The 14,835-nt window shown below is 72.2% G+C and carries 13 protein-coding genes; 1 reads left to right on the plus strand and 12 read right to left on the minus strand.

Annotated features, from left to right (window positions below; all coding sequences use genetic code 11):
- Nucleotide 1: 1 nt before the first annotated feature.
- From ABZ459_RS50620 to ABZ459_RS50635, 4 genes are read right to left on the minus strand one after another with little or no spacing between them, the layout of a single operon-like run.
- A complete protein-coding gene (locus tag ABZ459_RS50620; protein WP_357988053.1) occupies nt 2–841 on the minus strand; it encodes an ABC transporter permease in 840 nt (279 codons plus the stop codon).
- Nucleotides 838–1,791, minus strand: coding sequence for an ABC transporter permease (locus ABZ459_RS50625; RefSeq protein WP_357988056.1), 954 nt, complete (start codon nt 1,789–1,791; stop codon nt 838–840). The genes ABZ459_RS50620 and ABZ459_RS50625 overlap by 4 nt, the downstream gene beginning before the upstream one ends.
- Nucleotides 1,791–3,701 (minus strand): S9 family peptidase, encoded by a 1,911-nt coding sequence (locus ABZ459_RS50630; protein WP_357988059.1) that lies wholly within the window; start codon nt 3,699–3,701, stop codon nt 1,791–1,793. Before ABZ459_RS50630 ends, ABZ459_RS50625 begins: the two co-directional genes overlap by 1 nt.
- Nucleotides 3,674–5,293 carry an ABC transporter substrate-binding protein gene (locus tag ABZ459_RS50635; RefSeq protein WP_357988062.1) on the minus strand — a complete coding sequence of 540 codons (1,620 nt, stop codon included), beginning with the start codon at nt 5,291–5,293 and terminating at the stop codon, nt 3,674–3,676. Before ABZ459_RS50635 ends, ABZ459_RS50630 begins: the two co-directional genes overlap by 28 nt.
- Before the next feature lie 130 nt (nt 5,294–5,423).
- Between ABZ459_RS50635 and ABZ459_RS50640 the strand changes: the two genes are divergently transcribed.
- Nucleotides 5,424–5,660: a glutaredoxin domain-containing protein gene (locus tag ABZ459_RS50640; RefSeq protein ID WP_357988065.1), complete on the plus strand. Its 237-nt coding sequence runs from the start codon at nt 5,424–5,426 to the stop codon at nt 5,658–5,660.
- 12 nt (nt 5,661–5,672) lie between these two features.
- Here ABZ459_RS50640 and ABZ459_RS50645 read toward each other — a convergent pair whose 3' ends face one another.
- The 8 genes from ABZ459_RS50645 to ABZ459_RS50680 form a co-directional block, all read right to left on the minus strand.
- Complete coding sequence (locus ABZ459_RS50645) at nt 5,673–7,208, minus strand: helix-turn-helix domain-containing protein (RefSeq protein WP_357988068.1); 1,536 nt, start codon at nt 7,206–7,208, stop codon at nt 5,673–5,675.
- A complete protein-coding gene (locus ABZ459_RS50650; RefSeq protein ID WP_357988071.1) occupies nt 7,199–7,861 on the minus strand; it encodes a TenA family protein in 663 nt (220 codons plus the stop codon). The genes ABZ459_RS50645 and ABZ459_RS50650 overlap by 10 nt, the downstream gene beginning before the upstream one ends.
- A gap of 9 nt (nt 7,862–7,870) precedes the next feature.
- On the minus strand, nt 7,871–8,344 hold the full coding sequence (locus ABZ459_RS50655; RefSeq protein ID WP_357988074.1) for a GNAT family N-acetyltransferase: 474 nt from the start codon (nt 8,342–8,344) through the stop codon (nt 7,871–7,873).
- Nucleotides 8,345–8,490: 146 nt separating this feature from the next.
- Nucleotides 8,491–9,228, minus strand: coding sequence for a 4-hydroxy-tetrahydrodipicolinate reductase (gene dapB, locus ABZ459_RS50660; RefSeq protein ID WP_357988077.1), 738 nt, complete (start codon nt 9,226–9,228; stop codon nt 8,491–8,493).
- Nucleotides 9,229–9,340: 112 nt separating this feature from the next.
- Nucleotides 9,341–10,648: a pitrilysin family protein gene (locus ABZ459_RS50665; RefSeq protein WP_357988081.1), complete on the minus strand. Its 1,308-nt coding sequence runs from the start codon at nt 10,646–10,648 to the stop codon at nt 9,341–9,343.
- A 46-nt stretch (nt 10,649–10,694) separates the two neighbouring features.
- Nucleotides 10,695–13,031 (minus strand): polyribonucleotide nucleotidyltransferase, encoded by a 2,337-nt coding sequence (locus ABZ459_RS50670; protein ID WP_357988084.1) that lies wholly within the window; start codon nt 13,029–13,031, stop codon nt 10,695–10,697.
- Nucleotides 13,032–13,427: 396 nt separating this feature from the next.
- Nucleotides 13,428–13,697, minus strand: a complete 270-nt coding sequence (gene rpsO / locus ABZ459_RS50675) for a 30S ribosomal protein S15 (RefSeq protein WP_195896693.1) — start codon at nt 13,695–13,697, stop codon at nt 13,428–13,430.
- 185 nt (nt 13,698–13,882) lie between these two features.
- Complete coding sequence (locus tag ABZ459_RS50680; RefSeq protein ID WP_357988087.1) at nt 13,883–14,809, minus strand: bifunctional riboflavin kinase/FAD synthetase; 927 nt, start codon at nt 14,807–14,809, stop codon at nt 13,883–13,885.
- Between the last annotated feature and the right edge of the window lie 26 nt (nt 14,810–14,835).

Below are 14,835 nucleotides of genomic sequence, written 5' to 3' on the forward strand. Positions count from 1 at the left end.
GTCACCGGGCCCTCCGCTCGAAACGTTCGTGCAGCCAGTCGCCCACCAGGTTGAGCGCCGCGGCGGTGACGATCACGGCCAGACCGGGCGCGATGACCGCCCACGGGTTGGCCAGCAGCTGGGTGCGGTTGTCGGCCAGCGTGCGCCCCCAGTCGGGCGAGCCGGCCGGCACGCCCAGGCCGAGGAACGACAACGACGACAGGGAGACCAGGGCGAAGGCGAAGTTCAGGAAGGCCGAGGCCAGGCTGACGGGGACGATGTTCGGCCAGATGTGCCGGGTCATGATCCGCCAGGACGACAGGTTCTTGAGCAGGGCCGCCTCGACGTAGGGCCGGTGCCGCTGCTCCAGGACCGCGCCGCGCACCACGCGCGTGTCGGTGGGCGCGAACAGCACGACCAGCACGGCCACGGCCAGGCCGTAGCCGCCGCCGAGCACGCCCGCCACGACGATCGCGACCAGCAGCGCGGGCAGCGAGAACATCAGGTCGGCCCAGCGCATGACCAGGGTGTCCGTCCAGCCGCCGAAGTACCCGGCGGCCAGGCCGAGCAGGTTGCCGATCAGCATGGAGCCGGCGGCCACGGCGAACGCCCCCGGCACGGCGGTGCGGGCCCCCGCGACGAGCAGGCTCAGCACGTCGCGGCCCAGGTCGTCGGTGCCGAGCGGATGGCCGGGGCCGGGCATGGAGATGCCGGTCATCAGGTCCTGGGCGGTGGCGCCGGGGACCAGCCAGGGCGCGAACGCGGCGGCGGCCACGACGGCCACGAGCACGGCCAGGGCCAGCGGCACCGCGATCGGGAACCGGCGGATGAGGGCACGCCCGCGCGTACGGCCCGCGGTCACGACGCGCCCCCGCCGAGCCGCACGCGCGGGTCGGCCACCGAATAGGCGACGTCCACCAGCAGGTTGACGGCGGCGATCAGGAGGGTGAGCAGCAGCGCGAGCGCCTGCACCACGGGCACGTCCTTGAAGGTGACCGAGTCGACCAGCAGCGACCCGAGCCCCGGCAGCGCGAACGTGACCTCCACCAGCACGGTCCCGGCGAGCATGCCGGTGACGACGAGCCCGGCCGCGGTCAGGACGGGCACCAGCGAATTGCGCACGGCGTAGCCGAGCACGACGGGCGCGCTCAGGCCGCGGGCGCGGGCGAAGACCACGTAGTCCTGGTCGAGCTCGCGGACGAGCGCGGCCCTGCTGAAACGCAGCAGCATCCCGGCCGCCCCGGCCGCCAGCGCGACGGCGGGCAGCGTCAGGTGCCACAGCTCGCTCGCGAACCCCTCCCCCGTGCCGTAGACGGGGAACCAGCCGAGCCCCAGCGCGAACACCACGAGCAGCAGCAGGCCGACCGCGAACGGCGGCGCGCTCAGCCCCACCACCCCGGCGGTCACCACCAGGCGGTCGCTCGCCCGGCCCTTGCGCAGCGCGCCCAGCACGCCGAGCGGCAGCCCCGCCAGCGCGGCCAGGAGCGTGCCGTAACCGGTCAGGACGAGCGTGCGCGGCAGGCGTTCGCCGAGCATCGCGGCGACCGGCTGGCCGGTCCTGATCGAGGTGCCGAGGTCGCCGCCGAGCACGCCGCCGAGCCAGCGCAGGTACTGGACGGCGACGGGGTCGTCGAGGTGGTAGCGGGCCCGCAGGGCGGCGATCGTGTCGGCGGTGGCCGGACGGGTGCCGAGCAGAGTCTGCTGGATGTCACCCGGGGCCAGGTAGAGCAGGCCGAACACCCCCCCCGACAGCAGCAGCACGACGGCCGCGGTGCCCGCGGACCTGCGCAGCAGGAACCCGGCCCAGCCCATCACAACACCCCGCCCCCGGTCAGCCAGCCGATCACGCGCTCCGCCGCGTCCCTGCGGTGGGCGGGCTCGACCAGCTCGTGACCCTCCCGAGGGTAGAGGACCAGCTGAGTGCTCACGCCCGCCGCCGACCAGGCACGATAGAGCTGTTCCGCCTGGCCGGGAGGGGTGGTCCGGTCGCGCTCGCCGTGCAGGATCAGGGTCGGGGTGGCGGCCTTCGCGGCGTGGTGCACGGGTGAGCGGGCGGCCAGGCGTTCGCGTCCCTCGCTGGTGGCCGGGTCGGCGCCGGCGTGGTAGAGCGGGTCGAAGCCGCCCGCGAGGTTGCTGGCGGTGGAGAAGCTCAGCCAGTCACTCACGCCGGACATGACGACGGCGGCGCGGAAGCGGCTCGTGCGGGTGACGGCCCACGCGGTCAGGTAGCCGCCGTAGCTCAGGCCCATGACCGCGGTCCGGTCCGGGTCGGCGACGCCGGCGGCGACCAGGTGGTCCACGCCGGCCAGCACGTCGTCCAGGTCCGCCGCGCCGACCTGGCCGATGACCGCGCGGGCGTAGTCCTGGCCGCGGCCGCTGCTGCCCCTGGGGTTCGGCAGCAGGACGGCGGCGCCGGCGTGCGCGAGCGGCACGGCGAGCTGGTTGGACTCGGCGGGCGCGAACGAGCTGGACCACAACCAGGTGGGCCCGCCGTGCACCATGACGACCAGCGGCCTGGGGCCCTCTCCGGCGCCGGGGGTGGTGAGCAGCAGGCCGCTGACCGGCAGGCCGTCGCGGCCCGTCCAGGTGATCTCCTCCTGGTGCGCCGCCAGCCCGGCCAGCCCGGCGTTGAGCGCGGTGACCGGGCGCCAGTCGCCCTCCCGGAGGACGGCCACGGCGACCTCGGGCGGCAGCTCGGGGCTCTCCCAGCAGGCCGCGGCCACCGTGCCGGTGCGGTCCACGGACAGCGAGGGCTGGCCGTCGCGGCCGCCCAGCGTTCCCCGGGCCGTCCAGCGGCTCAGCACGCGGCCGTCGGCGGCGCTGAGCACCCCGCCGTGCACGCCGGTGCCCGACCAGCCGGTGAACCACAGGGTGTCGTCGTCCAGCCAGCCGAGGTCGGTGACGTCGTCCAGGTCGCCCAGGTACGCGACCTCCCCCGTGACCAGGTCGGCCCGCAGGACGCGGCCCGAGACGATCGACAGCCCCTCGACCACCACGGCGGCCCGCCCGCCCGGGGCCAGCCGGGGCCGGGCGAGCTGCCAGGACGTGCGGTGCAACGTGCGCACCTCGCCGTCCTCGACCAGGTCGAGCCGGGGCCGGTAGTACCCGGCGGGCGTCTCGTCCGGCGAGGTCACGGCCAGGGCCCGGCGCCCGCGCCAGTCGGCGTCCCACACGGTCAGGCCGGGCAGCGCGAGCTCGCGCGGGCGGTCGTCGCCGATCTCGAACCAGGCCAGGCGGCGCAGCCGCCCGCCCGGCGTCAGGACGAAGGGGTCGGACGGGTCGTGCACGCGCAGGCCCAGATGGCTGCCGTCGCGCTCGCTGCCGGGGTCGGCCAGCCGGACCAGGACGGTGCCGTCGTCGCCGGGGACCAGGTCCTCGATCTCGCCGTCCACGCGGGCCCGCCAGCCGTCGACGGCCAGCTCGGACGGCGACGGCGTGCGCAGCAGCCGCCCGTCGGGCAGCCAGCGGACCGGGCCGTGGCAGTCGCCCGCGGCCTCCATGGCGCCGTCGAGCGCGCCGTCGAGCGCGCCGTCGAGCGCGACGACGTACGCGACGCCGTCGATCACGCAGGCGACGCGGTCGCCGTCGGGGTGCAGCGACACCGACTCGGGATAGCGCATCCCGGCCAGCGCCTGGTGCACGTCGATGGGGTCGGTCGTCCCGGCCGCCCGGTGCCCGTGGGTGGCGTCGGTCATCAGCGTGCGGCCACCTTCGTCGCCCACGGGCCGACGAAGAAGTAGGGCCCGAAGCCCTCGGCGGCGACCGCCTTGCCGAACGCGGTGGCCGCCTCGCCCCACCACAGCGGCTGGTACGGCACGTCCGCGGCCGCCCTGACCAGCGCCTGGCCGAGCAGCTTGCCCCGGGCGGCGTCGTCGGTGCCCGCCTTGGCCTTGTCCAGCAGGCCGGTCACCTCGGCGTTGTCGTACTCGGCGATGTTGGTGCCGTTCTCGCCGGTGGCGCCGCCGTGCAGGAGCTGCTGGACGTACTCGGCGGGGTCGCCGGTGGTGGCGAAGTACCAGCCGAGGTAGACGCCGGAGCCGTGCTTGCCGAGGTCGGCGATCCACTGTTCGAGCGGCACCTCCTTGACCTCAAGCGTGATGCCGATGGTCTTGAGGTTCTCGGCCAGGGTGAGCGCCGCCCGGCCGAGCTGCGGGCCGCTGCTCGGGTACGTGAGCGTGTCGGCGAACCCCTGCGGCGTGGCCGACTTCGCCAGCTCGGCCTTGGCCTGGGCCAGGTCGAAGCCGTACTGGGGGATGGACGCGTACAGGGCGGCGACCCCGGCCTCGTCCAGCACGCCGCCCCACTGGGCCGGGTCCGGGATGGCGGTGGCGACCTTGCCGTGGCCGCGCAGCACGCTCCTGACGATGCCCTCCCGGTCCACGGCGTGCGCGACGGCCCGGCGCACGTGCACGTCGTCCCAGGGCTTCTCGGCCGTGTTGAAGGCCAGCGTGACCAGCGAACGGTCGGCGGCGGTCAGCACCTGCGCGCCCTGCACCGCCTTCCACTGGTCGATCTGCTCGGCGGGCACGTTGAGCGCGACGTCCACGTTGTCGCCGCGCATGGCCAGCAGCCGCGTGGACTCCTCGGCGATGAAGTCGATCCTGATCTGCCTGAAGGCCGGCTTGCCGCCCCGGTAGGCGTCGTTGCGCTCCAGCGTGACGTGCGAGTCGGGGGCGAACTCGGCCACCTTGTACGGCCCCGTCCCCAGCAGCTTGCCCTCCGGCGTGCCGATGCGCTCACCGGTGGCCTGGATGAACTTCGCGCTGGTCACCAGCAGCGTGCCGGGCGTGGGCACCCACGCGAACGCCGCGTCGGGGCTCTTGAGCTTGATCGTCACCTCGGCGTCGCCGGTGGCCTCGATCGTGTCCACGTTGGCGTAGGCGTAGGCGAAGGCGGTGGTCGAGCCCTTCTTGGCGTGCAGGTTCAGGCTGGCGACCACGTCGGCGGCGGTGAGCGGGCTGCCGTCGGAGAACGTCACGCCGCTGCGCAGCTTGTAGACGTAGGTGGTGGCGTCCTTCCTGGTCCAGGACTCGGCCAGGGACGGCTGGAGGCTGCCGTCCGGGCCGACGCCGACCAGGGACTCCTGCACGAGGAGGGCGACGACGTAGTTCATGATGCCCGCCTCCTTGGCCGCGTCCAGCGACCCGATGGAGGAGGGCAGCGCGACGCGCAGGACGTCGAGGCTCTTCTTGGCGCCCGTCCCGGCGGGCTCGGCCGGCCCGCATGCCGACAGCAGGCCGGGCAGCACGGCGAGTGCCCCCGCGAAGGCGGCGGACCGCAGGACGGAACGCCGGGAAACAGGCAGATCGGCCACCGGGGGACCCTACTTTCACACGACCGGTCAACCCGCCTAGCTGCAGTGTCTACCGGTAAACTCCAGTTGGCACACGAGAGTATTCGGCGCCTGCGCCACCAGTCAAACCCACCTAACGAATCGGAAATACATGATCACCGTGTACAGCGCTCCCTGGTGCGGTCACTGCCACCGGCTGAAGGCGCAGCTGTCCCGCGCCGGCATCCCGTACACCGAGATCGACGTGGACGAGACCCCCGGCGCCGTCGACCACATCGCCGAGCTCAACGGCGGCTCCTGGCTCATCCCCACGGTCGTCTTCCCGGACGGCTCCGCCCTGGTCAACCCCGGCGTGGAGGAGGTGCGGGCGCGCCTCGGCGCATCCTGAGGGCCGGCATCCTCAGCGCATCCTGAGGGCCAGCATGAAGTCGACCCGCTCGTCCCAGGAGTTGAGCGACCTGCCGGTCAGCTCCTCGATCCGGCGCAGCCGGTAGCGCAGCGTGTTGACGTGCACGTGCAGGCGCTCGGCCGTGGCCGCCCACGAGCCCGACTCCTCCAGGTACGCCTGCAACGTCTCCAGCAGATCCGTCTGGTTGGCCGCGTCGTACGACTCCAGCCGCCCCAGCAGCCGCGACCGGAACGCCCGGCGCAGCTCCCCCGGGATGGCGGCCAGCAGCGTGCGGTGGGAGCTGACGTCGTCGCCGGTGATCACGCTGACCCGGTCGCCGCTCAGGCCGGCCAGCGTGAGCGCGTGCCTGGCCTCCTCGATCAGGCTGCTCAGCGCCGCCGGGCCGGTCGTCACGCTGCTCATCCCGAGCGTGATGCGGCCCTGACCGAGCCCCGCCTCCAGGGTGCGCGCGCCCCTGAGCACGTGGGCCGTCAGCTCGTCGGCCGTGTTGCCCGCCAGCGGGACGAGCGCGACCGCCTCGGCGGGGCCGGTGGCCGTGACGATGCCGGGCGCCAGCGGCCGCAGCAGCTCGTCCAGCACGGGCACGGCGACCTCGTCGCCGCCGCCGTCGAGCCGCGCCGACAGGGCGACCGCCAGCAGGCCGTGCTCGGTCTCCACGTGCAGCGTGTGCAGCCGCGAGACCACGCCGGGCAGCGCCGCGTCGCCGGACTCCAGCAGCGTCAGCAGCTGGTCGAGCACCCGCCGCTCGATGCGCTGCGCCGCCTCCAGCCGCGAGCGCTCCAGCGCCACCAGCGCGGCCAGCTCGACGACCAGGTCCTCGTTCTCCCCCTGCACCTGCTCGCCCGCGTACGCCAGGAACCAGTTGGCGATGCGGTGCGGCGCCCCCTTGCTGACCGGGAACACCGACAGCGCCGTGCCGTCCTCCTGCGTCACCATCCCCGGCAGGAAACGCGCGGTCAGGAACGTGTGCGCCAGCCGCAGCCGGGCCGCGGCGGGAAGCGGCTGGGAGCCGACGACCACCCGGCCCGTGGGCGAGAGCACCCAGCAGGGCACGTCCAGCTCGCCCGCCACCGCCGTGACGAGCTTGGTGAGGCTGCCGCCGTCGACCAGGGTGCTGGCCAGCCGCCTGCGGGCGGCGTACGCGGGCCGCGGCGGCGTGCCCAGCTCGGCGATCAGGGCCCGCAGCACGTGCTCGGTGACCTGGCTGAACGGCACGTCCACCGGCAGGGTCAGCAGCGGCAGGCCGGCCTCGGCGCAGGCGTCGATCAGGTCGGCCGGCGGCACCTTGAGCGCGGTGCCGGCGACCAGCGCCGCCACGTCCCCGAGGTTCGCGACGAAGTCACGCGAGGAGGCCGGGCCGGTGTGCCAGGTCAGCTCGGTGAGCACCAGCTCGCCCGCCTTGACGAACATGGCCGGGTCGGGCAGGTCGGTCGTGGCGACACCGCGTACGCGCCGGTCGAGCAGGTCGTGCCCGGTCAGCACCTTCAGGGCGAGCTGGCCGGCCTGGAGGAGGTCCCTCAGCCGCATGGCCAGCCTTCCCGGCGCCAGGCCGCGTCCCAGAACATCCACTCGTAGCGGGCCGTGGTGAGCGCGCGGTCGAGCAGCCGCATCCGCTCCTCGCCGCCCGGCGCCAGCCCGTCGAGCAGGTCGAGCACCCCCGCCACGGTCTCCTGGTAGCCCTCGCCGCCGTAGGTGTCGATCCACCAGGCGTAGAGCGGGTCGGGAGAGGAACGGCCGAGCAGGGTCTCGCCGACCCGGGCGTAGATCCAGTAACAGGGCACGATCGCGCCCAGCGCCTCCGGGAACGTGCCCAGCGAGCACGTGCGCACCAGGTACGACGTGTAACCGACCGTCGTGGGCCCGGCGGGCGTCTTGCGCGCGTCGGCCTCGTCCAGCCCGAACGCCGCCAGCAGCTCGACCACGAGGCTGTGCTCGACCTCGACGGTCATGGCGGCGTCGCGGGCGAAACGCTGCACGCCGGACGGCTCCGGCGAACGCGCCGCACAGGCCGCCAGCGCCCTGGCGTAGTCGGGCAGGAAGTGCGCCTCCTGCACCACGTAGTGGCGGAACGCCTCGCGCGGCAGGGATCCGTCGGTCAGCCCCGACAGGAACGGGTGGGCCAGGATCTGGTCGTACACACCGCCGACGACCTGCCACAACTCATCACGAAACCGGCTCACCCGCCCAGGCTATCGGCGCATCACGACCCGCGGCGCCACCTCGATGCCCAGCTCGCGCTCGTGTTCCACCAGCGCGCGCAGCTCCGGACCCCACTCGGCCTCGGGCAGCACCGCGAAGCCGTGCCGCTCGTACCAGGGGGCGTTCCAGGGCACGTCGCGGAACGTCGTCAGCGTGACCGCCGGCGCCCCGACCGCCCGCGCGTGGTCGGCCACCGCCTCCACCAGCCGCCCGCCGATGCCCTGCCGCATGTGGTCGGGGTGCACCGCGAGCTGGTCGAGATGCAGGTTGCCGTCGACCCAGCCGATCATCGCGAACCCGGCCGGCGGGTCGCCCTCGACCAGCACCGAGGCCGCGTCCGTCACGTCCTCGACCATGGTCGTGCCCGCCGGGAAGACTATGCCGGCCTGCTCGAACAGCTTGTCGGCGGCCAGTTCCACGGAGATCAGCCCGGCAAGCTCGCCCGGGTCCGCCCATCGCACCATGACGACACGGTCTCATGTTTCGGGTGGACCACGCCGCTGGTATTAGTGTTGATGATCGTAGGCCCGGCTGTGCGGAGCCGGGACCCTCTCCTCACGACGTGCCCATGACCCCGGTCCGCTGCGGTCATGGGCACGTCGTGCAGCGGTCACAGGTCGAGCAGGGGCTCCAGGCCCACGGTGAGGCCGGGCAGCTCGCGCACCCGGCGCACGCCCAGCAGCACGCCCGGCGTGAACGCCGACCTGCTCATCGTGTCGTGCCGGATGGTGAGGATCTCGCCGTCGCCGCCGAGCAGCACCTCCTGGTGGGCGATCAGCCCGGACAGGCGCACCGCGTGCACGTGCACCCCGCCGACGTCGGCGCCGCGGGCGCCGTCGAGTGCGGTGCTGGTGGCGTCGGGCATCCCGCCGAGCCCGGCCTTGCCGCGCGCCTCGGCCACCAGCTCAGCGGTACGCCGGGCGGTGCCCGAAGGGGCGTCGGCCTTGTTCGGGTGGTGCAGCTCGATGATCTCGACGGACTCGAAGTGGCGGGCCGCCTGCTGCGCGAAGTGCATCATGAGCACGGCCGCGATGCCGAAGTTGGGGGCGATCAGGCAGTTGACGCCCGGCGACCGCTCCAGCCACCCGCGCACGGTCTCCAGCCGGCCGGCGTCGAAGCCCGTGGTGCCCACCACCGGGTGCACACCGTGGGCGATGGCCCATTCCAGGTTGCCCATGACCACGTCGGGATGGGTGAAGTCGACCACCACCTCGGCGCCTTCGAGCCCCTCGACGGGATCGTCCTTGTCGAGCGCGGCCACCAACTCCAGGTCGTCCGCAGCCTCGACCGCCTTGCACACCTCGACGCCCACGCGACCACGCGCGCCCAGCACACCAACCCTGATCACGCCCCCAACCCTATTACGCCCGCCACCCCCTCCCAAGCACCCCCCGAACCGAGAGGGGGAGAGCGGAACCCCGCTCTCCCCCTCGAAAAGAACCCCAGCCGGGGCGGACCGCTCAGGCGATGGCGTCCGAGAAGTCCTTGTCCCCGTACGGCCCGATGACGGCCAGCGTGAGCGGCCGGCTCAGGACGTCACGGGCGACCTCGCCGATCTCGTCGGGGGTGACCGCCTCGATCCGCGCCAGCACCTCGTCCACCGACATCAGCTCGTCGTAGACCAGCTCGTTCTTCCCGATCCGCGACATGCGCGACCCGGTGTCCTCCAGCCCGAGCACGAGCCCGCCGCGCATCTGCCCCTTGCCGCGCATGATCTCGTCGGCGGTGATGCCTTCGGCCACCACCCGGGACACCTCGTCGCGGCAGATCTTGAGCACGTCGTCGATCTTCGAGGGCAGGCAGCCCACGTAGATCCCGAACTGCCCGGTGTCGGCGTAGGCCGAGGTGTAGCTGTAGGCCGAGTAGGCCAGCCCGCGCTTCTCCCTGATCTCCTGGAAGAGCCGGGAGGACATGCCGCCGCCCAGCGCGGCGTTGAGCACGCCGAGCGCGAACCTGCGGTCGTCGGTGCGGGACATGCCGGTCGTGCCGAGCACCAGGTTGGCCTGCTCGGTCGGCCGGTCCAGCACCCTGACCCCGGAACGGGTCTCGGCGCCCGGCCCGCTGGTGCGCGGCGGGGCGAACTCGTAGGGGCCCTCCAGCGCGCCCGCCCGCTCGTACGCGCGGGCGACCAGCTCGACGACCTCCTCGTGCCGCACGTTCCCCGCCACCGACACCACCGTGGTACGCGGCCGGTAGTACCGGTGGTAGTACTCGGCGATGCGCTCGCGGCCCAGGGCGTTGATCGAGTCGACCGTGCCCAGGATGGGCCGGCCGATCGGCGAGTCACCGTAGAGCGCGGCGGCGAACTGCTCGTGCACCACGTCGGACGGGTCGTCGTCGTGCATGGCGATCTCTTCCAGGATCACCCCGCGCTCGGACTCGACGTCCTCCTCGGTGACCAGCGAGCTGGTCACCACGTCGGCGAGCACGTCGACCGCCACGGGCAGGTCCTCGTCGAGGACCCGCGCGTAGTAGCAGGTGTACTCCTTGGCGGTGAAGGCGTTGATCTCGCCGCCGATGCCCTCGATGGAGGCCGAGATCTCCATCGCGTCCCGCGTGGGCGTGCCCTTGAACAGCAGGTGTTCGAGGAAGTGGGTGGCCCCCATGTGCTCGGGGGCCTCGTCACGCGAGCCGATGCCGACCCACATGCCGACCGCGACGCTACGCACGGTCGGCATGGTCTCGGTCACCACACGGAGCCCGCCCGGCAGGACGGTGCGCCTGACGACCCCGGCTCCGTCCTTTCCGGGGTGCAGCGTGGTGGTCATCACGAGGCCTCCTGCTTCGGGGGTGCCGAGAACTGTGGTTGCCCGGTCACGAGTTGCGGTCGTCGCCCTCGTTGGGGCGGCTGGTGCGCACGCGGGTCCGGGTGCGGCGCGGCCGCTCCGGCTTGTCCTCGGCGGCGGCGGAGTCGGCCTCGGGCGCGGGAGCCTCGCCGTCCTCGTCGCCGGTCGCGGCCTTGGCCTCCTTCTCGGCGGCCTCCTTCTCGATGACCTCGACGGGCACGAGGGAGAGCTTGCCCCGGCCGTCGATCTCGGCGATCTCGACCTGGATCTTCTCGCCGACGCCCATGACGTCCTCGACGTTCTCGATGCGCTTGCCGCCGTGCAGCTTGCGGATCTGGGAGACGTGCAGCAGGCCGTCCTTGCCGGGCATGAGCGAGACGAACGCGCCGAAGGCCGCGATCTTGACGACCGTGCCCAGGTAACGCTCGCCGACCTCGGGCATGTGCGGGTTCGCGATGCTGTTGATCGCCGACCGGGCCGCCTCGGCGGAGGGCCCGTCGGTGGCGCCGATGTAGATCGTGCCGTCGTCCTCGATGGTGATCTCGGCGCCCGTGTCGTCCTGGATCTGGTTGATCATCTTGCCCTTCGGGCCGATGACCTCGCCGATCTTGTCGACCGGAACCTTGATCGTGATGATGCGCGGCGCGGTCGGGTTCATCTCCGCCGGGGAGTCGATCGCCTCCTGCATCACGTCGAGGATCGCCAGACGGGCGCCCTTGGCCTGCTTCAGCGCGGCGGCCAGCACGGAGGCGGGGATGCCGTCGAGCTTGGTGTCGAGCTGCAGGGCGGTGATGACGTCCTTGGTGCCGGCGACCTTGAAGTCCATGTCGCCCATGGCGTCCTCGGCGCCGAGGATGTCGGTCAGCGTGACGTAGCTGCCGCCCTCGCTGATCAGGCCCATCGCGATGCCGGCGACCATCTCCCTGAGCGGCACACCGGCGTCCAGCAGCGCCATCGTGGAGGCGCAGACCGAGCCCATCGAGGTCGAGCCGTTGGAGCCCAGGGCCTCGGAGACCTGGCGGATGGCGTACGGGAACTCCTCGCGCGAGGGCAGCACCGGGATGAGCGCCCGCTCGGCCAGCGCGCCGTGACCGATCTCACGGCGCTTGGGCGAGCCCACGCGGCCCGTCTCACCGGTGGAGTACGGCGGGAAGTTGTAGTTGTGCATGTAGCGCTTGGTCCGCTCGGGGTTGAGCGTGTCGATGTTCTGCTCCATGCGCAGCATGTTCAGCGTGGTGATGCCCAGGATCTGGGTCTCGCCGCGCTCGAACAGGGACGAGCCGTGCACCCGGGGCACCACGTGGACCTCGGCCGACAGGGCGCGGATGTCCTTGGTGCCACGGCCGTCGATGCGGACGCCGTCCTTGACGACCCGCTCGCGCATGAGCTTCTTCATCACCGAGCGGAACGCGGCGGAGATCTCCTTCTCGCGCCCCTCGAACTCGGGCAGCAGCCGCTCGCCGGCCAGCGCCTTGACCTTGTCGAGCTCGCTCTCGCGCTCCTGCTTGCCGGCGATGGTCAGCGCGGCGGCCAGCTCGGTCTTGATCGCGGCCTCGACCGCGTTGTAGACGTCGTCCTGGTAGTCGAGGAAGACCGGGTACTCGGTGGTCTCCTTGGCGGCGACCTGCGCGATGCGGGACTGCGCCTCGCACAGCACCTTGATGAACGGCTTGGCGGCCTCAAGGCCCTGCGCGACGGTCTCCTCGGTCGGCGCGACCGCGCCCTCGGCGACCAGCTTGAGCGTGTCCTTGGTGGACTCGGCCTCGACCATCATGATCGCGACGTCGCCGTCGTCGAGCACGCGGCCCGCCACGACCATGTCGAACGTGGCCCGCTCCAGCTCGGGGTGCGTCGGGAAGGCCACCCACTGGCCCTCGATCAGCGCGACCCGCACGCCGCCGATCGGGCCGGAGAACGGCAGCCCGGCGAGCTGCGTGGACAGCGAGGCGGCGTTGATGGCGACCACGTCGTAGAGGTGGTCGGGGTTGAGCGCCATGACCGTGGCGACGACCTGGATCTCGTTGCGCAGACCCTTGACGAACGACGGGCGCAGCGGCCGGTCGATCAGGCGGCAGGTCAGGATCGCGTCCTCGGACGGACGGCCCTCACGGCGGAAGAACGAGCCGGGGATGCGGCCCGCGGCGTACATGCGCTCCTCGACGTCGACCGTGAGCGGGAAGAAGTCGAAGTTCTCCTTGGGAGCCTTGGACGCGGTGGTGGCCGAGAGCACCATCGTGTCGTTGTCGAGATAGGCGACGGCGGAACCCGCCGCCTGGCGCGCGAGACGGCCGGTCTCGAACCGGACCGTGCGCGTGCCGAAAGAGCCGTTGTCAATGACGGCTTCAGCGGTGTGGACACCCTCCACGGGGGACCTCCTTGTGGTCGGTCACCCGCGCCCTCTTTTCTCACCGGCACCCTCGTGCCTATGAAAGGACCCGCTCGTCAGATTGCCGCCCATCCGTCGTGCCCGGCGGCACGGTGGCGGCGATCCATCAGCGCGTCTCCCCATAGAAGGTGCAGCGCCGGTCTTCGATCGAAGCGCCCGGTCGTTCTTACCGGAAGCCACTACCGAGGACCGGCCCGCAGGCGTCGCGGGTCGCATGGTGCTGAATCGGACGCGGGGGCTGTGTGTCTCGGATATTCAGTTGTACGCCGACGGCGCGGCGGCTCGCCGCCACGACGCGCCGGTCGTGTGTGCCCCTACCCACATGGGCGGAGCCATATGAGAAGGGAGCGGCGTCCTACGCCGCTCCCTTTCATGTTATCGGCGCAGACCGAGTCGCTCGATGAGCGAACGGTAACGCTGGATGTCGACCTTCTGCAGGTACTTCAGCAGACGACGCCGGCGACCGACGAGCAGAAGCAGGCCACGACGGCTGTGGTGGTCGTGCTTGTGCGTCTTCAGGTGCTCGGTGAGCTCGCTGATGCGCTTGCTGAGCAGCGCGATCTGCACCTCGGGCGAACCGGTGTCGCCTTCGGTCGTCGCGTACTCGCCGATGATGGTCTTCTTGGCAGCGGTGTCGAGGGACACGGCTCTCCTTCGATCTACGGACACGCGCGAATGAGATGAGAGTGCGAACGACCGTGCGTGCCTACAGTCGCCGCGTGAAGGCCGTCATGAGCAGCGCAGAGCGCCACCGTTACAGAGCCGACATGCAAGGTTACCATCGGAGTCAAGCGTTTCACGCCCGCGACTGCTGACGTCGCCGCCCGGTGTCACGACGTGATGTGGCGGGCGGCGTCGACGTCGGCGTGGATCTGGTCGATCAGCGCCTCGATCGACTCGAAACGGGTGTTGCCCCTCAGCCGGGCGGCGAACTCCACCGCCACGTGCACCCCGTAGAGCTCCAGGTCGTCGCGGTCGAGCGCGTACGCCTCCACTGTACGCGGCACGCCCTCGAACGTCGGGTTCGTCCCCACCGAGATCGCCGCCGGCCATCGCTCGCCCTCGTACGGCGCGGGCAGGTTGGCCACCGGGACGCACTCCAGCCACCCCGCGTAGACCCCGTCGGCCGGGATGGCCGTCTGCTGCGGCGTCTCGACGTTGGCCGTCGGGAAGCCGAGCTGCCGCCCCCGCTGGTAGCCGCGCACCACCACGCCCTCCACCCGATGCGGACGGCCCAGCTCGGCGGCGGCCCCCTCGACGTCACCGGCGACGATCAGCTCGCGGGCGGAGGTCGAGGAGACGCCGTCGAGCAGGGGCACCACCTCGACCTCGAAGTCGTACTTGTCGCCCAGCGTGCGCAGCGTCTCGACGTCGCCGACGGCGTGGTGCCCGAACGTGAAGTCCGCCCCGACCACGACCACCGCCGCTCCGAGGCGCTCGCTCAGCATGCCCTGGGCGAAGTCGTCGGGGCTCGTCCGGGACAGGTCGAGGGTGAACTCCACCACCTCGACGTCGTCGATGCCCAGCTCGGCCAGCAGCTCGGCGCGCCGCTTGAGCGTGGTCAGCCGCGCCCGCCGGGTGCCCGGCAGCACCACCTCGTCGGGATGCGGCTCGAACGTGACCGCCACGCTGCGCGCCCCCCGCTCGCGGGCCAGCTCGACCGTCCGCTCGATCACTTTGCGATGCCCGCGATGGACCCCGTCGTACACGCCGATGGTCACCACAGACCTTCTCGAACCCCGCACGCTAGGCCCCATTCGTTCGTGGCAGATCAATCCGAGAC

The sequence above is a fragment of the Nonomuraea sp. NPDC005692 genome, assembly GCF_040631115.1.
In the GTDB taxonomy this organism is placed as follows: domain Bacteria; phylum Actinomycetota; class Actinomycetes; order Streptosporangiales; family Streptosporangiaceae; genus Nonomuraea.